This is a genomic window from Flavobacterium granuli (assembly GCF_900129705.1).
Classification (GTDB): Bacteria; Bacteroidota; Bacteroidia; order Flavobacteriales; family Flavobacteriaceae; genus Flavobacterium; species Flavobacterium granuli.
The window spans coordinates 109,918-131,374 of sequence record NZ_FQWO01000005.1 but is presented as its reverse complement, the minus strand read 5'-3'; the positions used below and the strand labels follow the sequence as shown (position 1 = coordinate 131,374).

The following is a 21,457-nucleotide window of genomic DNA, read 5'->3' as shown; positions in this document are numbered from 1 at the left end:
ATTGTTTTAAAAATGAAAAAATCACTTTATATACTTTCGCTATCCATTATCCTTTTCTCTTGTAAAGAAGCAAAAAAGGAGGAATCTACAGCTAAAGAGGAGAACCTGATTGAAATTACCACCACACAATTTAAGTCGGCTTCGATGGAAATTGCTCCGCCAACCGATCAAGATTTTGATGTAACCATTAAAACCTCCGGAAAAATTGACGTTCCACCACAAAACAGGGCTCAAATAACCAGTTTTATTGGAGGTTATGTCAAGTCGACAAAACTTTTAGTGGGCGATCAAGTCAAAAAAGGACAAGCTTTATTGACATTAGAGAACACGGAATTTTTGGATATTCAAAAAGAATATTTGGATGTTTCCGAACAAATAAATTATCTAAAATCAGAGTATTTACGTCAAAAAGCCTTATTTGATGAAAAAATAACTTCACAAAAAAATTACTTGAAAGCGGAAAGCGAATACAAAAGAGCCAAAGGAATGTATCAAAGCTTAAAAGCAAAACTGGCCATGCTCAATATAAGCCCTGCCAATGTTGAAAAAGGAAATTTGACCTCTGTAATTACGATTTTCGCTCCTATTTCTGGGGATATAGTGGTGATGAATGCTAATGTTGGAATGTATGTTGCGCCATCGGATGTAATACTTGATATTATTCAAACTTCTCATTTACATTTAGAATTGAATGTTTTTGAGAAAGATATTTTAAAAGTAAAACAAGGACAAAAAATAAATTTCACTATTCCTGAGGCTTCAAAAGAAACATTCAATGCCGAAGTACATTTAGTAGGGAAATCCATTGAAGGAAATGACAGAACAATCAATGTTCATGGACATTTGGATGAAAACATAAAACAAAAATTGATGACAGGTATGTTTGTCGAAGCGGAGATTGTAGTTGATTCCAAAAAAGGATTAGGGATTCCTGCGGAAGCATTAATCACCGAAAATAACAAAAATTTCGTACTTTTATTAACACAAACTAAAAACGATAGCTACTTCTTCAAAAAAGTGCTAGTGACAGTTGGACAGCGTTCCGAAAAATTTGTTGAAATTATTGCTGACAATCAGGTTAATGCAACTTCTAAAATTTTGGTAAAAGGTGTTTTTGACGTTGCTAATTAAAACAATAATTGGACTCTAATGAATTAAAAAAGAACAATACAATTTCTATTAATAACCAATAAAACAAGCCTATTATGAACGATGCTCATTTACACTTAATTGTCAATCATTTCCCAATAATTGGGACGATATTAGGATTCGGAATTTTAATTGTTGGCATGCTATTAAAAAACAATTCGGTCAAAAATACGGCCTATGTTTTATTTATAGTGGCGGCTATTTTTGCAGCGTTAAGTATGGCTACAGGAGAAGGCGCAGAAGAATTGGTGGAAGACATGCCAAGCATTGGAAAAAAAATTATCCATGAACATGAAGAGCTTGCCGAAAAACTAGCTATCGCATTGTATGTATTGGGTTCTGCTTCTTTGATTGCGCTCTTTTTGAGTGTCAAAAAGAATTCCAAAGAAAAATTAGTGTCTTATTTTATTTTAGGTTTGGCACTTGTAACAATTTATTTGACACAATTAGTTGGTACTTCCGGTGGTGAAATTCGCCATACTGAAATCAGGGAAAACCCTGTAGTTACTGAAGGTGCAGATCAAAATGCAATTCTAAATACTAGTGATAAAGAGGCAAATGAAAAATAGCATTTAACAATTTTATCTCATTAAGTTAAATTAAAAATTGCATTGCAAGTAAAATATCTATTATATTTGCAGAAGAAATTAAGCTAATAAAAGCACCAACAATATGTTTTCAATTCAATTCCATCATCATCATTTTCATTATTGCTCTCAAGCGATGTGTTAATGGTATGTGTGTAAATCATCATATTCTAAAACCCGTTTGAGTACATCAAACGGGTTTTTTAATTCTTATCCTTGTACTCAAACAAACTATTCTAACAAAAAAACATTTAAAATGAGTACATTAAAAATTGCAATTCAAAAATCAGGTCGTTTAAACGAAGACAGTATCCAAATTCTTAAGGATTGCGGTATTTCAATCAACAATGGAATCGACCAGCTAAAAGCCGAAGCTTCTAACTTTCCCCTTGAAGTTTTATACCTGAGAAATTCAGATATTCCCCAATATTTAATTGATGGCGTCGTGGATATTGCCATCGTAGGCGATAATTTATTAGTCGAAAAAGGAAAAGAAATACAGGTGATTCAGAAACTTGGTTTTTCTAAATGCAAGGTTTCTGTGGCCGTACCTAAAGGCTTTGAATACAATTCGATTCAAGATCTGGACGGAATGCGAATAGCCACTTCTTATCCGAATACCGTAAATGAATATTTCAATTCTTTCGGTGTAAGTGTAGACATTCACCAAATTTCAGGATCGGTAGAAATCGCTCCTAATATTGGCCTTGCAGATGCGATTGTGGATATTGTTTCCAGCGGAAGTACATTGTTCAAAAATAATTTAAAGGAAGTAGAGATTATTTTGAAAAGTGAAGCGGTTTTGGCTGTTTCTCCAAAAGTAACGCCTGAAGTTCAAAAGCTAATTGATACGTTGAAATTCAGAATCGAATCGGTTTTAAGAGCACGTAAATCAAAGTACATCTTGATGAACGTTCCTAATGAAAAGATTGATGCTATAGGTAAAATATTACCGGTTCTAAGAAGCTTAACTGTTTTGCCTTTGGCTCAGGAAGGTTGGAGCAGTGTACACTCGGTAATCGACAAAGATACTTTTTGGGACGTGATCGATCAATTGAAAGAGGCTGGAGCCGAAGGAATTTTGATTTGCCCAATCGAAAAGATGGTCCTTTAAAATCTATTGTTAAATATCATAAATTAGCTATTGAATTTTTTCAATCTTTTAATTTTTGTATCCTTAAATTAAATTAAAAATGAATAAAATATACAACCCAACCCCTGATACTTGGTCTACACTACTTGAAAGACCAACAAAAACAGTAGATGATATAGAGTTTACCGTAAAAGAAATATTCAAAGAAGTCCAAAAGAAAGGGGATCTTGCTGTTGCAAAATACACTTCCTTATTTGATGGCGTTTCTCTGGATAACTATGAAGTTTCACAAGAGGAAATAAACGAGGCAATTGGATTAATCGCTAACGAACTGAAAGAAGCGATTCAACTTGCTAAATCGAATATTGAAAAATTTCACGCTGCCCAAAAAACGGATCGTGTAATTATCGAAACTACCGAAGGTGTCAATTGTTGGCAGGAAAAAAGACCAATTCAAAAAATAGGATTGTACATTCCCGGAGGAACAGCACCTTTATTTTCGACGGTTTTGATGCTTGCTGTTCCCGCTAATATTGCTGGTTGTAATGAAATTGTTCTATGTTCACCTCCGGATAAAAACGGAAATATAAATCCAGCCATTTTATATGCCGCTAATTTATGTGGAGTAACCAAAATTTTGAAAGTGGGCGGAATCCAGGCGATTGCAGGAATGACTTTTGGTACAGAATCGATCCCCAAAGTATATAAAATATTTGGTCCCGGAAATCAGTTTGTAACCGTAGCCAAACAATTGGCAACTCAGTTTGGAGTAGCTATTGACATGCCCGCCGGACCATCTGAATTATTGGTCGTTGCTGATGATACAGCCGTTCCTGCTTTCGTAGCATCCGATTTATTATCGCAAGCAGAACATGGAACCGACAGTCAGGTACTATTAGTTTCAACTTCTAAAAACTTGATTGATGCCGTAGAAAAGGAAATCCAAATCCAACTGGACCTGTTGCCAAGGAAAGCCATTGCCGAAAAAGCCATTGCCAATTCTAAATTGATTTATGTCGAAAATGATAGTATTGCTTTGGAATTAATCAATGAATATGGTCCGGAACACTTTATAATCTGTACTGCAGCTGATGATTTTTATATTGATGGAATTGAAAACGCAGGATCTGTTTTTATAGGGAATTATACTCCTGAAAGTGCTGGAGATTATGCGTCAGGGACGAATCATACTTTACCAACCAATGGTTTTGCGAAGAATTATAGCGGTGTCAATTTGGATAGTTTTACCAAGTCAATGACTTTTCAAAAAATATCCAAAAAAGGAATTCAGAATATCGGTAAAGCCATTGAAATTATGGCCGAAGCCGAAGGTCTACAAGCCCACAAAAATGCGGTTACATTAAGATTAAAAACAATTGAAGATGAAAAATAATTTTGACATAAATAATTTAGTTCGTGAGAACGTCAAGACCATGAAGCCATATTCATCGGCTCGTGATGAATTTGAGGATTTTGATACAGCCGAAATGATTTTTTTGGATGCCAATGAAAATCCATTTGAAAACGGAGTCAATCGTTACCCTGACCCACAGCAAAGCAATGTAAAAGCAATTTTGGCGCAACAAAAAAGCCTAAAAGCCAATCAGATATTGCTTGGAAACGGAAGCGATGAAGTGTTGGATTTACTTTTTAGAGCATTTTGTGAACCCAAAGTGGACAATGTAATTACTTTACCGCCAACTTACGGAATGTATGCTGTCTTGGCTAATATTAATGCGGTGGAAAACCAAGAAGTCTTACTTTCTCAAGATTTTCAACCTGAAATTGACGCTATTTTAGCCGCTGTAAATCAAAATACAAAAATTATCTTTTTATGTTCGCCCAATAACCCAACAGGAAATTCCTTTTCTGATGAAAGTATTGTTACTTTATTACAAAATTTCAAAGGTTTAGTAGTGATTGATGAAGCCTATATCGATTTTTCGAAAAAGCAAAGTTGGATCAACGAATTAGATGAATATCCTAATTTGATTATTACACAAACTCTTTCAAAAGCGTATGGTTTAGCAGGAATCCGATTGGGGATTTGTTATGCTTCCAGTCAAGTAATTTCAGTTTTAAATAAAATAAAACCACCTTATAACGTCAATGAATTAACGCAAAAAAGAGCTATTGAACGTTTGAATCAAAAAGATAAAAGTGAACAGGAGATTAATTCAATTATAGCACAAAGAGAAGATTTACTTAAAGTATTAGATCAAGTTAAATTTGTTAGCAAAATTTACCCTACAGAAGCTAATTTTGTATTAATAAAAGTAGATGACGCCAATAAAAGATACGATCAATTAATAGCTAAAGGAATTGTTATCAGGAACAGAACGACGCAGCCGTTATGTGAAAATACGTTGCGTTTGACGATTGGAACAGCTGAAGAAAATAAAAAATTAATAGATGCATTATTAGCCATTAGCTAATGGTCAAAAGAAATAGAAAATGAAAAAAGTACTTTTTATCGATCGTGACGGAACGATTGTTTTAGAACCGGAAAATTATCAATTGGACAGTTTAGAAAAATTAGAATTTTATCCAAAAGCATTTCAGTATTTAGCAAAAATTGCAAAAGAATTAGACTATGAATTGGTGATGGTTACCAATCAAGACGGTTTGGGAACAGCTAGCTTTCCTGAAGATACGTTTTGGCCCACCCAAAATTTTATCCTAAGAGCTTTTGAAAATGAAGGTGTTCTTTTTGACGATATTTTTGTAGATCGTTCTTTTCCGGAAGACAATGCTCCAACCCGCAAACCAAGAACGGGAATGTTGACTAAATATATCGATAATCCGGCCTATGACCTTGAAAACTCTTTTGTTTTGGGCGATCGTTTGACCGATGTAGAATTGGCCAAAAATTTAGGAGCTAAAGCTATTTTCTTGAATACAACAGATGGACCCGGAAGTACTGAAATTGCTTCTAAAAAAGAAGAATTAGATTCGGTTATTAGCTTGCAAAGCACCGATTGGAAAGTAATTTATGAGTTTCTTAAACTCGAAGCACGTTCGGCTACGATTTCAAGAAAGACAAATGAAACCGATATTTACATCAATTTAAATTTAGACGGAACCGGAAAAAGCAAAATTGAAACAGGAATTGCCTTTTTTGACCACATGCTCGACCAAATTGCCCGCCATGGACAAATGGATTTGGAAATTCTGGTAAAAGGAGATTTAGAAGTCGATGAACACCACACCATCGAGGACACAGCGATTGCGCTTGGGGAAGTTTTTGCGAAGGCATTAGGAAATAAATTGGGGATTGAACGTTATGGTTTTTGTTTACCAATGGACGATTGTTTGGCACAAGTTGCTATAGATTTTGGAGGCAGAAACTGGCTGGTTTGGGAAACCGAATTCAAACGCGAAATGGTGGGGAAAATGCCAACAGAAATGTTCTTGCATTTCTTTAAATCTTTCTCTGATGGGGCTAAAGCCAATATCAATATCAAAGCCGAAGGACAAAACGAACACCACAAAATAGAAGCCATTTTTAAGGCTTTCGCCAAAGCGATAAAAGTGGCCGTGAAACGTGATACCGAAAAAATGATTTTGCCAAGTACGAAAGGGATGCTTTAAAAAAGTTGTTTCAAGTTTAAAGTTTCAGGTTATCACAATATAACTTTAAACTTTAAACTTGAAACTTGAAACAATTAAAAAATGAAAATAGTAATTATAAATTACGGAGCCGGAAATATTCAAAGCATCATGTTTGCCATCGAAAGACTGGGATTTACAGCTGTTTTAAGTAACAATCCTGCCGAAATTAAAGCCGCTGATAAAGTAATCTTTCCCGGAGTAGGCGAAGCGAGTTCGGCAATGAAAATGCTTTTAGAAAGCGGTTTGGATACTTTGATTCCCACACTCAAGCAACCTGTCTTGGGGATTTGTCTGGGCATGCAATTGATGTGCAACAAAACCGAAGAGGGAAATACAACAGGCTTGGGAATTTTTGATGTAGATGTAATTAAATTCTCTTCAAAAGTAAAAGTGCCACAAATGGGTTGGAACCAAATTTACAACCTAAAATCATCTTTATTTAAAGGAATTACTGAAAATGAGTACATGTATTTGGTACACAGTTATTATGCACCAAATTGCGCCGAAGCCATCGCAACCACTGATTATGAACTAGAATATGCTTCGGCTTTACAGAAAAATAATTTTTACGGAACCCAATTTCACCCAGAAAAAAGTGGCGATGTTGGGGAGAAAATTCTAAGGAATTTCCTTGAATTAAATAATTAAAAAGATTGAAAAATTTAAAGATTAGCTTCTTCATTGTTAATCTTTAAATTATTGAATCTTTAAATCTTTAAATTATATAAAAAAAAATGAGAATTATACCCGCAATAGATATTATAGACGGAAAATGTGTCCGCTTGTCCAAAGGGGATTACAATACCAAAATAATATACAATGAAAATCCATTGGAAGTAGCCAAAGAATTTGAGGCGCATGGAATCGAATATTTGCATTTGGTTGATTTAGACGGCGCCAAATCAAGCCAAATTGTCAATTATAAAATACTGGAACAAATTGCTACGAAAACAAAGTTAAAAATTGATTTTGGTGGCGGTTTAAAATCAGATTCCGACTTAAAAATTGCTTTTGAAAGTGGTGCCAATCAAATTACCGGTGGAAGCATTGCCGTGAAAAACAGAAGCATTTTCGAAAAATGGATTGCTGTATACGGATCTGACAAAATCATTTTGGGTGCCGATGCTAATAATGAAAAAGTAGCTGTTTCGGGCTGGCTGGAAGAGTCTGATGAGGATTTAGTTCCTTTTATTCAAGATTATCAAAATAAAGGAATTCAATACGTTATTTGTACTGATATTGCCAAAGACGGCATGCTCGAAGGACCTAGTTTTGATTTATATGCCAAAATCCTGAAACAAGCAGCAGGCGTAAAATTAATCGCTTCGGGAGGAATTTCAGCTTTTGATGAATTACCTAAATTGGCTGAATTGGGTTGTGAGGGAACCATTATCGGAAAAGCAATTTATGAAGGACGAATTTCATTGAAACAATTGGAAAATTATATATTAGAAAAATGTTAACAAAAAGAATTATTCCCTGTCTCGATATAAAAAACGGAAGAACGGTCAAAGGCGTTAATTTTGTAGATTTACGCGACGCTGGAGATCCGGTGGAACTGGCCAAAATATATTCGGATGAAGGGGCGGATGAACTGGTTTTTTTGGATATTTCGGCTACCGAAGAAAGAAGAAAAACCTTGGTCGATTTGGTTCGAAAAGTAGCTTCTACAATTAATATTCCGTTTACTGTGGGTGGTGGAATTTCGTCGGTATCAGATGTTGAGATTTTATTGCAAAATGGTGCTGACAAAGTTTCTATCAACTCATCCGCAGTCAAAAATCCACAGTTGATTAATGATTTGGCACAAAAATTCGGTAGCCAATGTGTGGTAGTGGCTATTGATGCCAAACAAATTGATGGAAAATGGATTGTTCATCTGGTAGGAGGTAAGGTTCCTACAGAATTAAACTTGTTTGACTGGGCAAAAGAAGTGGAAGAAAGAGGCGCGGGAGAAATTCTTTTCACTTCTATGGATAACGACGGAACCAAGAATGGTTTTGCCAATGAAGCTTTGGCAAAACTATCCCAATTGGTCAATATTCCTATAATTGCTTCTGGAGGAGCCGGAACTATTCAGCATTTTGTAGATTGTTTTAATGCCGGAAAAGCAGATGCAGCCTTGGCAGCAAGTGTATTTCATTTTAAAGAAATTGAAATAAAAACCTTGAAACAAGAGCTTAAAAATAATAATATTGAAGTTCGGATATAGAGTTAAGATTAAAGAAAATAGTTTCTATTCTTCAATCTTTTAATCATTAAATAAAAATTATGAAATTAGATTTTTCAAAAAATACGGATGGTTTAATTCCAGCCATTATTCAGGACAGTGAGACTAAAAAGGTTTTGATGCTGGGTTACATGAATTCAGAAGCCTATGATAAAACCATCGAAACCAGAAAAGTGACTTTCTACAGCAGATCTAAGGAAAGACTTTGGACCAAAGGAGAGGAAAGCGGCAATTTTTTACACTTGATAGAGGTCAAGAATGATTGTGACAACGATACCCTTTTGATACAAGCAAAACCAGAAGGTCCCACTTGTCACAAAGGAACGGATACCTGCTGGGGAGTCGAAAATAAAACGGATTATGGATTTATTTCAGACTTGGAAAATACCATTAAAGCAAGAAGAGAAAACGCCGATTCCGAAAAAAGTTATGTGGCTTCTTTGTTTAAATTAGGAATCAACAAAATAGCTCAAAAAGTAGGAGAAGAAGCCATCGAAGTAGTAATTGAAGCCAAAGACGAAAATGATGATTTGTTTTTGAGCGAAAGCGCCGATTTACTTTTTCATTATCTCATTTTATTGCAAGCCAAAGGATTTCAAATAAATGATGTTGTGAATGTATTGAAAAGCCGACAAAAATAGCAATTTCAATTTCCCGGAATTAAATTAAAACCCAATAGTATCATTATTAACTATTGGGTTTTCTTTTTTTTGAAACAGCAATCGACTATATTTACTATCTAATTTAAAACGACTTCAATTCAGCTTCAAAGCTGTATAGATCGAGATGAATTTCAAAAAAAGATACCTTAGCGTTGGATAAAATATATATTATGAAAACGAAGCAAATAGCTCATTTAGAAAATTATTCAGGAACTATTTTAATACCGGTTTTTGAAACAAATTTGAAAAGTATCATTCCGATAAAATTTGAAGATGTAGAGATTTCTTCTAAAGTTTTTTATGGAAAAAAAGACACTCACTATCTTGCCGAGCATAAAGGGAATACTTATATATTCATTGGTTTAGGAAAAGAGATTGATTACAAATCCATCAAGACCATTTTCAGGAGAATCGCGGCAAAAGAAGTAGAAAGCTTTGGGAAAAACGTAGTTTTATTCATTCCGGAACAATTTAATCCTGAATTAGTAGAGGCTACAATTTCAGGATTACTTCTGGGAACCTATGATTTAGGTCATTATAAAATTAAAGAAAAGCATCCTTTTCTTGGCGATCATTTTGAATTAGAAATTTTGTCGAATAATGACTATTCGATAACTATAAATAAAGCGATAAAAATTGCCCGAGCCCAACTGGAAACCTTAGGCCTCGTTGATTTGCCTCCAAATAAGGTTACCCCTAAATATTTGGCAAATTGGGCAGTTGATAAAGGTGCAAAATATGGTTTTGAGGTTGAAGTTTTAGGACTGGAAGCTTGCCAAATTCAGGGTTTAGGTGCATTTTTGGCCGTTGGAAAAGCAAGTCAAAACGAACCTCAGTTCATAATTATGAAATACGAACCTAAAGAAAGTGCAAATAATTTAAAGCATGTTGGATTCGTAGGGAAAGGAATCACCTTTGATACCGGAGGATTGAATATAAAAACGTCAGGTATGCTTCAGATGAAAAGTGATATGGCCGGAGGGGCCGCTGTTTTTGGGGCAATTCAGCTCATCGCCGATTTACAATTGCCTATAAAACTAACAGCTATTGTCCCTTGTGCCGAAAACTCGGTAGATAATAAATCTTTTCTTCCCAGCGATGTAATCAGCAGTTATAGTGGAAACACCATAGAAATCATCGATACCGATGCCGAAGGACGTTTGATTCTAGCTGATGGATTATCCTATTTGATTAAGAATTTTGATCCCGAATATATTATAGATATCGCCACTTTGACCGGAAGCAGCATGGGAACATTTGGCGATGAATGTGCCGCTCTATTTACCAATAATGAAGCTGTTTCAAAAAAAATACAAGAAACGGGGGATGCAATTGGTGAGCGATTGTGGCCATTACCGCTTTGGGATGCCTATAAACAAGACATCGAAAGCGATATTGCTGATGTGAAAAATTATAGTGGAAAACCGCTGGCCGGAGCCATCAGCGCTGCTAAATTTTTAGAATATTTTACTCAGAACCATTCCGCTTGGGCTCATTTGGACATTGCTGGTGTAGCATTTGGTGACGATGAATTTGCAAAAAGCAAACACGCCACGGCCTATGGAGTACATTTGTTAACCAAGTTTATTGAACAGTTGTAAACGGTACTGCTTTTAAAACTGCTATTTCAAGAAAAATTATAATACATATATTTACCGTTTTATTTAAAAGTTTCAGATCTATGATTCATTATTTTCGTTTTGCTTTTATCGCACTTTTGATTTCTAGTTCGGTAAGCGCCCAAGGTTTATTACAAAAGAACAATGAAGTTTTTACCAGACAAGATTCCTTGAGAGGAAGCATAACCAAAGAGAGAGCTTGGTGGGATGTAAAATACTACCATCTCAATATTAAAGTAAATCCTTCAGACAGCACTATTACAGGTTCTAACACAATCCGATATCAAGTATTAGATGCATACAATCGCATGCAGATTGATTTGCAAAATCCTATGAAAATTGATAAAGTAATTCAGGATGGGAAAGAGTTAAAATACAAGAGAGAAGGAAATGCTTTTTTTATAGAATTACTCGCTCCACAAATAAAAGGAGCAATAAAAGAACTGACGGTTTTCTCTAGCGGACAGCCAAAGGTTGCCGTAAATCCACCTTGGGATGGAGGAATTACTTGGAAGAAAGATCATAATGGTAAACCTTTTATTGCGTCTTCTTGTCAAGGATTGGGTGCCAGTGTTTGGTGGCCCAATAAAGATCATATGTATGACGAGGTAGAAAACATGTTAATTAGTGTCAACGTTCCAGGTGATTTAACAAATGTTTCCAATGGGCGTTTGCAAAGTGTCAAAAAATTAAAAGACGGTACAAGAACCTTCAATTGGTATGTGGCAAATCCCATCAATAATTATGGGGTAAATATAAATATTGGTGATTATGTTTCTTTTTCAGAAAAATATGCTGGGGAGAAAGGAAATTTAGATTGCAGCTATTATGTTCTAAGAGATAATTTGTCTAAAGCAAAAAAACAGTTCACAGAAGTTCCGCGCATGCTGAAAGCTCTTGAACATTGGTTTGGGCCTTATCCGTTTTATGAAGACAGTTATAAGCTGGTTGAAGCGCCTTATTTAGGCATGGAACACCAAAGTAGTGTTACTTATGGTAATGATTTTAAAAACGGTTACAAAGGGAGAGATTTAAGCGGAACAGGCTGGGGACTCAAATTTGATTTTATTATCATCCATGAATCCGGACATGAATGGTTTGCTAACAATATTACCTACAAGGACATTGCTGATATGTGGATTCATGAAAGTTTTACAAATTACTCCGAAAGTCTTTTTGTGGAATATTACTATGGCAAAGAGGCCGGTTTTGATTATGTAAAAGGAGTGAGAAAAAGCATTCTTAATGACAAACCAATTATTGGGCATTATGATGTGAATAGCGAAGGTTCGGGCGATATGTATTACAAAGGAGCCAATATGTTACATACATTACGTCAAATTGTAAATAATGATGAAAAATGGAGAACCATTTTAAGGGGCTTAAACAGTACTTTTTACCACCAAACAGTTACCACAAAACAAATTGAGGAGTATCTGAGCACTAATGTTGGACTGAATTTATCAACTTTCTTTAATCAATATTTAAGAGATACCAGAATTCCTACATTAGAATATTATTTCAAAGACAATAGCTTGACATTTCGTTGGACAAATTGTGTTGCCAATTTTAATATGCCCATTAAAGTAACTCTAAATGGTACCGAAAAGTGGCTAAAACCGGAAAAAAACTGGAAACAAGAAGCAGTTACATCTGAAAATAAAGAACTTAAAATTGACACTAATTTTTATATTGCAAATATCAATATCACAGATTAATATTTGCTAATTTTACTTAAAATAATAAAACAGATCAACTGATTTATTCTATCACTTTTATGAAAAATACAAATACAATTTTGTTCTGTTTGATCGTTTTTGGGGTTAGTGTAACAGCTCAAAAAAAAATCAATCCAGTTGTAAAGACCGTTCCAAAAGAAGTCATTCCTATAATGGATACTGCAACAGTGGCATTCGACAGTATTTCATTTTCTAAATCAAGTGAAATGCTTGATGAAGAACAATATTGGAACCTCATTGAAAGTTCCTTAAAAGAAAATACAGATCAGGAGGATCAAGAACTTTTTTTGGTTTCTGAACTTGAAAAATTGTCTCCAAAGGAAATAATAGGCTTTCGACTCAGAACAGATCAGCTGCTATTTGATTCATACAATCCTGAATTATGGTGCGCGGCCTATATCATGAATGGTGGTGTTTCAGATGGTGATTTTGAATATTTTAGATGCTGGTTAATCTCTAGAGGTAAAGACGTTTTTTATAAAGCAAAGGCTAATCCAGATTATTTAGTTGATCAAGTAATTCCTGACCGCAAATCCTATCAATTTGAAGGCTTTTGGTTTGTAGCGGTTTCAGCATTCAAAAACAAAACCAATCAGGAATTGTATCCTTATATTGATTATGAACAATTCACCACAACTGATGAAAATTACCCTTTGCTCAATTTTACATGGGACGCAGAAGATCCCAAGAGTATGGAATCCATTTGTCCTTTGTTGTTTACTAAACTTTGGAAATAGAATCTAAACTATTTTCAACAATAGATTATAAAGCTGTTTTTTCAAACAATTGTAGCTGACTTTTTAGTCTTTCAATAAGCATACTCATCATTCTTTTATTAAGGTTTGATGAGTTTTTTATATACAAAAGATATTCGTCTTGAGTAAATAATCCAATGATCATCCCTTTTAAGGCATTACGGAACTTGATGTCCTTTTGAATTGCATTTTCTATCGTTGCCAATTTTTTATCGACTGTTTGTGTATAAAAATCGCTCTTACATTTTGTAATATAATTATGGAAAGCAGCGATAAACAGTTCATTTTGCAGTTTTAGGATAGGGCGAAGGGTTTGATTTTGAAACCTTTCCTCCGAAGAAGATTGAGCACTTACACTACCTATGGTTTCTCCGCGAAATTCTCTTAAAAAAACATCTCTCTGATTCATATTTTTCTTTAAAAATAAAAAATTATATCCTAAGATGCGTTATTTTAGCCTTATAAAAATAAAAATTATGCGATTTCATACTAGAAAATGGGTAAAGCCCGAAGACTTGAATCCGAACGGAACTTTATTTGGCGGAAAATTGTTGGCCTGGATTGATGAAGAACTGGCTTTATACACGATAATTCAACTGGAAAATCCCAAAGTAGTTACCAAACATATGTCGGAAATAAATTTCAGAAGTTCAGCAAAACAAGGAGATATTATCGAAATTGGCATTGATGTGGTTAAATTTGGAAACAGCTCATTGACCTTAAAGTGTGAAGTTCGAAACATGATGACCCGTGAAACCATTATTTCCATTGACACTACCACTATGGTTAATTTAGGTGCTGACGGTAAGCCTAAAGCACATGGAAAAACACAAATTGAATACGTGAAAAATCGTTTGTCTTGATTAAATAGAGAAGGCTGATAAAAAAAGACCTTAAGTGTTTTGAAACACTTAAGGTCTTTTTTTTATAATTAAACCTAATTCAGAAACTCTTTTTCGGAGGGTAATTCGAAAATTTCTAAATCAAAATAAGCTACGGATGCAATTACATGATCAAAAATATCAGCCATTATGTACTCATAATTTTCCCATTTTTTATCTTTCGTAAATGCATAAATTTCTAAAGGAACTCCATTTGATGTCGATTGTAATTGACGACAAAGCATCATCATATCCTTGTTTAAAGCAGGGTGATGGTGCAGGTATTCTATGATGTATTTTCGAAACAATCCTAAATTAGTCATATTTCTACCATTGATTGCAATAGATTTGTTTATAGCATTTACACTGTTAAACTTGTCAATTTCTGCTTTTCGAGTATCAATATAACCACTGATTAATTGAATTTTTTTTAAATTATCAAACTCTGAATCATTCAAAAAACGAATACTACTTGTTTTAATCAGAATGTGTCTTTTAATACGTCTTCCATTGGATTTAAACATACCTCGCCAGTTGCGAAAAGAATCCGAACTCAAACTATAAGTAGGAATTGTGGTAGTGGTATTGTCAAAATTTCGCACTTTAACCGTAGTCAAATTGATTTCGATCACATCGCCATCAGCACCAAATTTGTCCATTGTGATCCAATCCCCAATTCGAACCATGTCATTTATGGAAACTTGCACACTGGCTACAAAACCCAAAATAATATCTCTGAAAATTAAAATAATCAAAGCAGATACAGCTCCTAAGGTCGTTATAAGTTGTTTAAATTCAAAATCAAATAATTTTGAAATAATGACTGTAATCCCCACCATCCAAAGCACAATCATGATTACTTGGATAAAACTATCAATAGGTTTGTCGCTATATCTTGGTTTTTGTTTTAGATAATCTCTTAAGGCATTAAATATGGTTCGTATGATCCATAAAATTAAAAAGACGATATAAATCCCTACCAGTTTTCCAAAAACATCTTCCCAATATTCGTATTTATCCAGAATTATTGGAACTGATTTATAAATAAAGAGCAACGGAATAAGGTGGGCAATATATTTTGCAGTCTTATTGGATACTAATAAATCGTCAAAATTTGTTTTTGTTTTTTTAGCCACAAATACCAAAATGGTGACTAAAACGAGTCGGAATACTACATAGATAGCGTAGGCCAAAAAGCACAACAACGCAATGTTTATAAATAAACTTAAATAAGAGGCCAAATTATACCCTAATCCCCATTTTCGAAAAATGGGGTAGAGGAAGGTGAAAATTTGCTCTATAATTTTATACATTATTCAAATATTTCTTATCGATATAAAAAGTTCCAAAAGGTACAAGGGAAGCAAATAGAATAATGCCTAAGTTTTTAAAATCCCAATTTTGAACGTTTTTTAATAAAACAGCTAGCAAAACATAACCAATAAAAAGCACTCCGTGCCCCATTCCTATTGGATACAGCAAGGTTTTGTACAAATCAAGGTGTGCAGGCTTGATAAAAAGCATATTAGCAAATAAAACCAAATAGGATATTCCTTCTAGAATCGCAGTAATCTTGAAAATCTTAAGCATTTAATTTATTTTTAGTAATAATCGACAAAATTAGGCAATAACATTGATTTTTGAAGTATTCTATTCAAAACTAATTCATAAGAAAGGTTAAATTTTGAAGTCAAATATTATGATTTAAAAAAGAGAAAACCAACCCTCAAGTTGGTCTTCATTTTATTTGCAAATCCGGAATATTATGAAATCAAAAGTTTACTAACATATTGACAGCTTGTTTTTACTGATTCTATCGGATTAGGAACATAATTGGTTTCCTGTTCAACAAAAAAATGTTTTACACCTGAAAGTTTTGCTTCGGCAAAAATCGATTTAAAATCAATGCTTCCGTTGCCAATTTCGGTATTTTTATCGGGATTATTTTTATCGGGATTATTTTGATCCATGTCTTTTACATGCCACATCGTGAAACGCCCCGGATTTTTCTTAAACAATTGCAAAGGATCATTTCCGGATCGCACAACCCAATACAAATCCAGTTCAAAATCAACTAATTTCTTGTCCGTTTCGCCGAGAAGAATATCATAACCAGTCGTGCCTTCAAATGAGGTAAACTCAAAAGCATGATTGTGATACGCCAATTTTAAACCAGATTCTTTACAAATCTCAGCCACTTCATTTATTTTGAAAGCGATTCTTTTGTAATCATCTGCCGTTTTTCTAAGCGATTCCTCTAGCCAGGGAATGGTAATGTATTGACTTCCCAAAATATTGGCTGCTTCTATTGCTTTTTTAAAAAAATCTGAATTTCCATCTTTAATATAAGAACCAAAATCATAATGACCGCTTGGCGACTTCAAACCATTATCGGCTAAAATGCTCTTAAAATCACTAATCGAAGTACCAAAAAAGCCGTTTTTGGCTGAAAAACCATAGGTTTCGACTTCTTTGTAACCGGCCTTGGCTACTTGTTCCAAAACTAGTTTTACATTGGTAGGGAAAGCCTCCCGTAAAGAGTACAATTGGAGTCCAATATTTTTATTTTTAATGCTGAATGCCAATGAAGGTGCCAATGCTATTGCGCCCAGAGCCAAACCGCTATTTATTAAAAAAGTTCTTCTTTTTATCATGAATCGTAATATTTGTTGTTAAATATCGCAAATTGCTATTGCTTTTCTTAAAGAGTCAATTTTATTCGGATTCTTAGGAATAAATTCTTGAGCAACATAACCTGTAAAACCTGTTTGTGCAATAGCTTTCATAATAGCCAGATAGTTCAATTCCTGTGTTTCGTCAATTTCATTTCGACCGGGAACACCTGCCGTATGGTAATGTCCTATATATTTATGATTTTCTCTAATCGTGCGTATTACATCACCTTCATCAATTTGCATGTGATAAATATCGTAGAGCAACTTAAAATGTTCTGTATTGAGTCTTTTTGCCAATTCCACGCCCCATTTTGTGGTGTCGCATTGGTAATCTTTATGATCTATTTTACTGTTTAGTAATTCCATCACCAAAACCACATTGTGTTTCTCTGCCAAGGGAATTAATTGCTTCAGTCCTTTTACACAGTTATTCCAGCCTTCTTCGTCAGTTTTTCCTCTTTTATTTCCGCTAAAGCAAATGAGATTCTTGTAACCCGCTTGGGCTACCAGCGGAATCATTTCGCTGTAGTTTTTGATTAGAGTTTCATGAAACTGAGGATCATTAAAACCGTCTACTAAATTGATTTCGGCCCCGTTGCACATGGCTGACATCAGTCCGTGTTTCTTTAAAATAGGCCAATCTTTTGGCCCCACTAAATCAATAGCTGAGATTCCAATTTTTTTGGCTTCAATACATAAAGTCTCCAGTTCGATGCTACTGAAACACCATCGACAAACGGAGTGATTTATATTTCCTTTTAACATTCCTAATGGTGTTATTACTTCTTCATTTGGTGTAGCCATAGCTGAAAATCCAGACGGAATTCCCAAAGCCGCCGTTCCGGCTAAAATTCCTTTTATTACTGTTCTTCTATTTAAGTTGGTACTCATTTTCTTGTATTTTTATGATTACTGGAATTTCCTCTTTTGTTTTATTTTTTTCCTTAAAGAAAAGGGCAAAAAGGAAAAATACCGCTAGCGAAATACAGGCAGGAATTATCCATACCATTTCCCAATTGGTCGCTCCGTCGAGCATTTTAAAATTATCTGTGATCCATCCGGCAACTCCAAATCCTATCAACATACCAAAGCCATAAGTAGCCAATGTTATTAGGCCTTGGGCTGCACTTTTATATTTTTCACCAGCTTTAGAATTAGTATAAATTTGTCCTGATACAAAAAAGAAATCATAACAAATACCATGTAAAGCAATTCCAATAATAAGCATAAAACTTAAATCACCGGCGTTGCCATAAGCAAATAAAGCATAGCGCATCGCCCAAGCCAACATACCAACCAAAATGGTTTTCTTAAATCCGAAACGAACCAAGAACATTGGAATTAACAATAAAAATAGAGCCTCGGATATTTGACCAATCGCCATTTTTCCTGTTGGATTTTCGATTCCTGCCTGACTTAAAAAAGGATGGGCATTTTGATAATAAAAAGCCAATGGAATACAGATCAGAATCGATGAAAGGAAAAATACTGCAAAATTTTTATCTTTCAATAATTTCAAAGCATCAAAACCCAGTAAATCGCCTATTTTAATTTTGTCTACAGCAGTGATTTTAGGCGGTGTTTTGGGTAAAAGAAAACTGAATATTCCCAAAATAAAGGCCGCAATTCCGGATAGAAGAAAGGTATTTTTAAGTAATCCCTGTGAAACCGCTGTTGCTGCATCCCAATGAAATAGAAAGCTAATCGACAATCCGGCTAAAATCCATCCTATAGTTCCCCAAACGCGTATAGTAGCAAATTCTTTTTCAGGATCTTGCATCTGATTAAAAGCTACTGAATTGACTAAAGCCAATGTAGGCATATATAAAATCATATAACTCAAAACATAGATATAAAACTGTCCAATTTCATCAGACTGATACATTTGATACATCAAAAAAGCTCCAGCCAGATGGAGAATTCCCAGGATTTTTTCGGCATTAAAATAACGGTCGGCAATTAATCCAATAACAAAAGGAGCAAGGATAGCCCCCCAGGATTGTGTTGAAAAAACGGAGGCTATTTCTGATCCCGAAGCTTGTAAATTGTTGCCTAAAAAAGTCCCAAGGGTTACAAACCAGGCTCCCCAGATAAAAAATTCCAGAAACATCATCAAGGATAGTTTGAGTCTAGTGGTTATGTTCATGCGTTTTTGGTTTATGGTTGGTGAATAAGAATTAATTTCAGGTTTTATTCATGCGTTATACTACATCCCGTTTTCACATCCTGTGGTTATGTCCATGGTATTCCATTCTTTAATCTTAATATTTCTATACCATACGTGATCTCCATGATCCTGTAAGGCAATTTTTCCTGTTTTAAAAGTCCCAAAATCTTTCCATGTAGCGAATTTACTTCCTGCCAACAGCGATTTATAATTATCATCCCAAAGAGTAGTTTCGACTACAAATACACCGTTTAAAACTAAGGTTAGCTTACCGAATTTACAAACTACCTCGGCAGTATTCCATTCTCCCACGGGTTTAGCTGCAGCAGAAGAGCTCTTGATTAAATCGTATAAATCACCTGCGGCATGTTTGGTTATTTTCCCGTCAGGGTGCCCGTCATTATCCAAAACCTGCATTTCTAAACCTGTAGAATAAGTATTAGGATATTTATTCAAATCTTCATTTACATAAAAAATTATCCCGCTATTGGCTTTTGGAGCTACTTTCCATTCTAATTTCAAATGGAAATTGGTGTACTCTTGATCGGTTACAAGATCTCCACCTTGGCCATTTTTGGCTGCAGTTGGATCAAAATGTAAAACTCCATCGGCTTCTACTTTCCAAGCATTTCCAACGGTGGTTTTCCCGTAAGTATGCCATCCGGTGGTGGTTGTTCCGTCAAATAATGGTTTAAATCCTTTTTGAGCGTTGGCTGTTTGTAGTAAAGCCACTAACATTAATGTGGTGCAAATATTTTTAATCATTTTTATACGTTTAAATTATCAAATGGTATGGTTGTGTTTATAAAGTAAGATTTGCCCATCCTTCGCGATAGTTGCGTTTCACAAACTGGTTGACATCATCAAAATTGGTAATTTTCATGTTTTCATTATCCCAAAGCAATTTTGCCGATCGGCCTGGATAAACATCTTCACCCAGTATTTCTTTGTGGATATCATATCCTCTAATGGCCAAATTTGCCATTAATAAAGCTTCGGTCAAAGGACCCGCAATTTCAAAAGGTGAACTTACTTCCAGCTTGCCATAGCCCGCAATAGAAGCTTCTACCCACTGATTGTAATGGCCTTCTGCACCATCTTTTACACGTGGATATTTTTGAGCTACTTTGAGGTTTTCATTTCGACTTAAGGGAAGTAATCGAGGATTTAGACCGTAGGTGTCACACATCATTTTACCTTTGGTTCCAATAAATAAAGTTCCATTGCCACCGTCACCAAAAATTTCATTTGGTTCCAATTCTGAGGGACGCTCGGGCTGTATACCGCCATCCATCCAATGCAATGTTACATCGCCTTTAGTTTTATCCGTTTTGGGAAAAGTCAAAGTCACATGGCTCGATGGAGGACAACTATCCGGGAAATAGCCTCTTTTAAATTCATCAACATATACTGATCCCACACTGCACTGTACATCCTTGGCATACTTCAAATTTAATATGCTAAATGGGGTTTCGATCAAATGACATCCCATGTCCCCAAGAGCGCCAGTACCATAATCCCACCATCCGCGCCAGTTGAACGGAACCAATTTATCTACATAATTCTTTTGAGGAGCAGTTCCTAACCATAAATCCCAGTCTAATTCTTTAGGAATTTCTGCTGCTTTTGTAGGCCAAGGAATCCCTTGTGGCCAAACCGGACGATCTGTCCAAGCTTTAACAGTATGAACATCGCCTATCAAGCCTGCTTCGTACCATTCTTTCATGATTCGGGTACCATCATTCGAGGAACCTTGGTTTCCCATTTGGGTAACCACCTTGTATTTTTTGGCTGCCTGAGTCAAAATACGAGCCTCATAAATATCATGTGTAAGTGGTTTTTGAACATAAACATGTTTCCCTAATTGCATGGCTGCCAATGTTTGAATAGCATGATTATGATCTGGAGTCGAAACCGAAACGGCATCAAAATTTTTATGCTCTTTATCTAACATTTCTCGCCAATCTTTGTAAAATTTTGCTTTCGGAAACGCATTTACACTTCTTACTGCTCTGCGGCTATCTACATCACATAAAAAAGCAATGTCAGCTTTTCCACTTTTTGCAAACATAGCAATATCAGACTGACCTTTTCCTCCAACACCAATACCAGCGATCAGTAAGCGATCACTTGGTGCCACAAAACCTCTTCCCAAAACATGACGGGGAACAATCATAAATGCTGCAGCAGCAATAGCTGTTGTTTTTATAAAATCACGGCGGTTATTTGTCTCTTTAGTAATTTTCTCTTCTTTATTCATTGATGGTTTCAGAGTTTGGTTAGTCATA

The 21,457-nt window shown here is 35.0% G+C and carries 22 protein-coding genes; 14 read left to right on the top strand and 8 right to left on the bottom strand.

Annotated features, from left to right (window positions below; genetic code table 11):
* The first annotated feature begins 12 nt into the window (after nt 1-12).
* The 13 genes from BUB25_RS08730 to BUB25_RS08670 all read left to right on the top strand — a co-directional run bounded on the left by BUB25_RS08730 (nt 13) and on the right by BUB25_RS08670 (nt 13,428).
* On the top strand, nt 13-1,131 hold the full coding sequence (locus BUB25_RS08730; RefSeq protein WP_072943363.1) for an efflux RND transporter periplasmic adaptor subunit: 1,119 nt from the start codon (nt 13-15) through the stop codon (nt 1,129-1,131).
* Between the two features lie 74 nt (nt 1,132-1,205).
* A complete protein-coding gene (locus BUB25_RS08725; protein WP_072943103.1) occupies nt 1,206-1,718 on the top strand; it encodes a DUF2231 domain-containing protein in 513 nt (170 codons plus the stop codon).
* A 274-nt stretch (nt 1,719-1,992) separates the two neighbouring features.
* Nucleotides 1,993-2,850, top strand: coding sequence for an ATP phosphoribosyltransferase (hisG, locus tag BUB25_RS08720; RefSeq protein ID WP_072943101.1), 858 nt, complete (start codon nt 1,993-1,995; stop codon nt 2,848-2,850).
* 79 nt (nt 2,851-2,929) lie between these two features.
* Nucleotides 2,930-4,222, top strand: coding sequence for a histidinol dehydrogenase (hisD, locus tag BUB25_RS08715; RefSeq protein ID WP_072943099.1), 1,293 nt, complete (start codon nt 2,930-2,932; stop codon nt 4,220-4,222).
* Complete coding sequence (gene hisC / locus BUB25_RS08710; RefSeq protein WP_072943096.1) at nt 4,212-5,264, top strand: histidinol-phosphate transaminase; 1,053 nt, start codon at nt 4,212-4,214, stop codon at nt 5,262-5,264. The genes hisD and hisC overlap by 11 nt, the downstream gene beginning before the upstream one ends.
* 19 nt (nt 5,265-5,283) lie before the next feature.
* A complete protein-coding gene (gene hisB, locus BUB25_RS08705) occupies nt 5,284-6,420 on the top strand; it encodes a bifunctional histidinol-phosphatase/imidazoleglycerol-phosphate dehydratase HisB (RefSeq protein ID WP_072943094.1) in 1,137 nt (378 codons plus the stop codon).
* Between the two features lie 81 nt (nt 6,421-6,501).
* On the top strand, nt 6,502-7,089 hold the full coding sequence (hisH, locus tag BUB25_RS08700; protein ID WP_072943092.1) for an imidazole glycerol phosphate synthase subunit HisH: 588 nt from the start codon (nt 6,502-6,504) through the stop codon (nt 7,087-7,089).
* An 86-nt stretch (nt 7,090-7,175) separates the two neighbouring features.
* Entirely contained in the window at nt 7,176-7,904 is a 729-nt protein-coding gene (gene hisA / locus BUB25_RS08695) for a 1-(5-phosphoribosyl)-5-[(5-phosphoribosylamino)methylideneamino]imidazole-4-carboxamide isomerase (protein WP_072943090.1), read from the top strand.
* Entirely contained in the window at nt 7,898-8,653 is a 756-nt protein-coding gene (hisF, locus tag BUB25_RS08690; protein WP_072943088.1) for an imidazole glycerol phosphate synthase subunit HisF, read from the top strand. Before hisA ends, hisF begins: the two co-directional genes overlap by 7 nt.
* 59 nt (nt 8,654-8,712) lie before the next feature.
* Nucleotides 8,713-9,312, top strand: coding sequence for a bifunctional phosphoribosyl-AMP cyclohydrolase/phosphoribosyl-ATP diphosphatase HisIE (gene hisIE / locus BUB25_RS08685; RefSeq protein ID WP_072943086.1), 600 nt, complete (start codon nt 8,713-8,715; stop codon nt 9,310-9,312).
* A 191-nt stretch (nt 9,313-9,503) separates the two neighbouring features.
* Entirely contained in the window at nt 9,504-10,934 is a 1,431-nt protein-coding gene (locus BUB25_RS08680; protein ID WP_072943084.1) for a leucyl aminopeptidase family protein, read from the top strand.
* An 80-nt stretch (nt 10,935-11,014) separates the two neighbouring features.
* Entirely contained in the window at nt 11,015-12,670 is a 1,656-nt protein-coding gene (locus BUB25_RS08675; RefSeq protein ID WP_072943081.1) for a M1 family metallopeptidase, read from the top strand.
* A 59-nt stretch (nt 12,671-12,729) separates the two neighbouring features.
* Nucleotides 12,730-13,428: a DUF4240 domain-containing protein gene (locus BUB25_RS08670; RefSeq protein WP_084089473.1), complete on the top strand. Its 699-nt coding sequence runs from the start codon at nt 12,730-12,732 to the stop codon at nt 13,426-13,428.
* Nucleotides 13,429-13,453: 25 nt separating this feature from the next.
* On the opposite strand, the gene BUB25_RS08665 is transcribed toward BUB25_RS08670, so the two are convergent.
* Complete coding sequence (locus tag BUB25_RS08665) at nt 13,454-13,855, bottom strand: glyoxalase (protein ID WP_072943078.1); 402 nt, start codon at nt 13,853-13,855, stop codon at nt 13,454-13,456.
* Between the two features lie 67 nt (nt 13,856-13,922).
* Between BUB25_RS08665 and BUB25_RS08660 the strand changes: the two genes are divergently transcribed.
* Nucleotides 13,923-14,309: an acyl-CoA thioesterase gene (locus tag BUB25_RS08660; RefSeq protein WP_072943359.1), complete on the top strand. Its 387-nt coding sequence runs from the start codon at nt 13,923-13,925 to the stop codon at nt 14,307-14,309.
* A 74-nt stretch (nt 14,310-14,383) separates the two neighbouring features.
* Here BUB25_RS08660 and BUB25_RS08655 read toward each other — a convergent pair whose 3' ends face one another.
* The 7 genes from BUB25_RS08655 to BUB25_RS08625 all read right to left on the bottom strand — a co-directional run bounded on the left by BUB25_RS08655 (nt 14,384) and on the right by BUB25_RS08625 (nt 21,429).
* Entirely contained in the window at nt 14,384-15,640 is a 1,257-nt protein-coding gene (locus BUB25_RS08655) for a mechanosensitive ion channel family protein (RefSeq protein WP_072943075.1), read from the bottom strand.
* Nucleotides 15,633-15,917, bottom strand: coding sequence for a DUF3817 domain-containing protein (locus BUB25_RS08650; protein WP_072943072.1), 285 nt, complete (start codon nt 15,915-15,917; stop codon nt 15,633-15,635). The genes BUB25_RS08655 and BUB25_RS08650 overlap by 8 nt, the downstream gene beginning before the upstream one ends.
* A gap of 173 nt (nt 15,918-16,090) precedes the next feature.
* Nucleotides 16,091-16,981: a sugar phosphate isomerase/epimerase family protein gene (locus BUB25_RS08645; protein ID WP_072943070.1), complete on the bottom strand. Its 891-nt coding sequence runs from the start codon at nt 16,979-16,981 to the stop codon at nt 16,091-16,093.
* Nucleotides 16,982-16,999: 18 nt separating this feature from the next.
* Nucleotides 17,000-17,893: a hydroxypyruvate isomerase family protein gene (locus tag BUB25_RS08640; protein WP_072943068.1), complete on the bottom strand. Its 894-nt coding sequence runs from the start codon at nt 17,891-17,893 to the stop codon at nt 17,000-17,002.
* The gene (locus BUB25_RS08635) at nt 17,874-19,148 is read right to left on the bottom strand and encodes a nucleoside permease (protein ID WP_072943066.1); all 1,275 of its coding nucleotides are present in this window, start codon (nt 19,146-19,148) and stop codon (nt 17,874-17,876) included. The genes BUB25_RS08640 and BUB25_RS08635 overlap by 20 nt, the downstream gene beginning before the upstream one ends.
* A 60-nt stretch (nt 19,149-19,208) precedes the next feature.
* Entirely contained in the window at nt 19,209-19,934 is a 726-nt protein-coding gene (locus BUB25_RS08630) for a 3-keto-disaccharide hydrolase (RefSeq protein ID WP_072943064.1), read from the bottom strand.
* 37 nt (nt 19,935-19,971) lie between these two features.
* A complete protein-coding gene (locus BUB25_RS08625; protein ID WP_072943357.1) occupies nt 19,972-21,429 on the bottom strand; it encodes a Gfo/Idh/MocA family protein in 1,458 nt (485 codons plus the stop codon).
* Nucleotides 21,430-21,457 lie beyond the last annotated feature (28 nt).

Bases quoted from the DNA above. Each gene is read 5' to 3' on its own strand.
- BUB25_RS08725 (WP_072943103.1), top strand. From the start codon at position 1,206: ATGAACGATGCTCATTTACACTTAATTGTCAATCATTTCCCAATAATT.
- hisB (WP_072943094.1), top strand. From the start codon at position 5,284: ATGAAAAAAGTACTTTTTATCGATCGTGACGGAACGATTGTTTTAGAA.
- BUB25_RS08655 (WP_072943075.1), bottom strand. From the start codon at position 15,640: ATGTATAAAATTATAGAGCAAATTTTCACCTTCCTCTACCCCATTTTT.
- hisH (WP_072943092.1), top strand. From the start codon at position 6,502: ATGAAAATAGTAATTATAAATTACGGAGCCGGAAATATTCAAAGCATC.
- BUB25_RS08650 (WP_072943072.1), bottom strand. From the start codon at position 15,917: ATGCTTAAGATTTTCAAGATTACTGCGATTCTAGAAGGAATATCCTAT.
- hisC (WP_072943096.1), top strand. From the start codon at position 4,212: ATGAAAAATAATTTTGACATAAATAATTTAGTTCGTGAGAACGTCAAG.
- BUB25_RS08640 (WP_072943068.1), bottom strand. From the start codon at position 17,893: ATGAGTACCAACTTAAATAGAAGAACAGTAATAAAAGGAATTTTAGCC.
- hisA (WP_072943090.1), top strand. From the start codon at position 7,176: ATGAGAATTATACCCGCAATAGATATTATAGACGGAAAATGTGTCCGC.
- hisG (WP_072943101.1), top strand. From the start codon at position 1,993: ATGAGTACATTAAAAATTGCAATTCAAAAATCAGGTCGTTTAAACGAA.
- BUB25_RS08625 (WP_072943357.1), bottom strand. From the start codon at position 21,429: ATGAATAAAGAAGAGAAAATTACTAAAGAGACAAATAACCGCCGTGAT.
- BUB25_RS08730 (WP_072943363.1), top strand. From the start codon at position 13: ATGAAAAAATCACTTTATATACTTTCGCTATCCATTATCCTTTTCTCT.
- BUB25_RS08645 (WP_072943070.1), bottom strand. From the start codon at position 16,981: ATGATAAAAAGAAGAACTTTTTTAATAAATAGCGGTTTGGCTCTGGGC.
- BUB25_RS08635 (WP_072943066.1), bottom strand. From the start codon at position 19,148: ATGAACATAACCACTAGACTCAAACTATCCTTGATGATGTTTCTGGAA.
- BUB25_RS08680 (WP_072943084.1), top strand. From the start codon at position 9,504: ATGAAAACGAAGCAAATAGCTCATTTAGAAAATTATTCAGGAACTATT.
- BUB25_RS08665 (WP_072943078.1), bottom strand. From the start codon at position 13,855: ATGAATCAGAGAGATGTTTTTTTAAGAGAATTTCGCGGAGAAACCATA.
- hisIE (WP_072943086.1), top strand. From the start codon at position 8,713: ATGAAATTAGATTTTTCAAAAAATACGGATGGTTTAATTCCAGCCATT.
- BUB25_RS08675 (WP_072943081.1), top strand. From the start codon at position 11,015: ATGATTCATTATTTTCGTTTTGCTTTTATCGCACTTTTGATTTCTAGT.
- BUB25_RS08630 (WP_072943064.1), bottom strand. From the start codon at position 19,934: ATGATTAAAAATATTTGCACCACATTAATGTTAGTGGCTTTACTACAA.
- hisD (WP_072943099.1), top strand. From the start codon at position 2,930: ATGAATAAAATATACAACCCAACCCCTGATACTTGGTCTACACTACTT.
- BUB25_RS08660 (WP_072943359.1), top strand. From the start codon at position 13,923: ATGCGATTTCATACTAGAAAATGGGTAAAGCCCGAAGACTTGAATCCG.
- hisF (WP_072943088.1), top strand. From the start codon at position 7,898: ATGTTAACAAAAAGAATTATTCCCTGTCTCGATATAAAAAACGGAAGA.
- BUB25_RS08670 (WP_084089473.1), top strand. From the start codon at position 12,730: ATGAAAAATACAAATACAATTTTGTTCTGTTTGATCGTTTTTGGGGTT.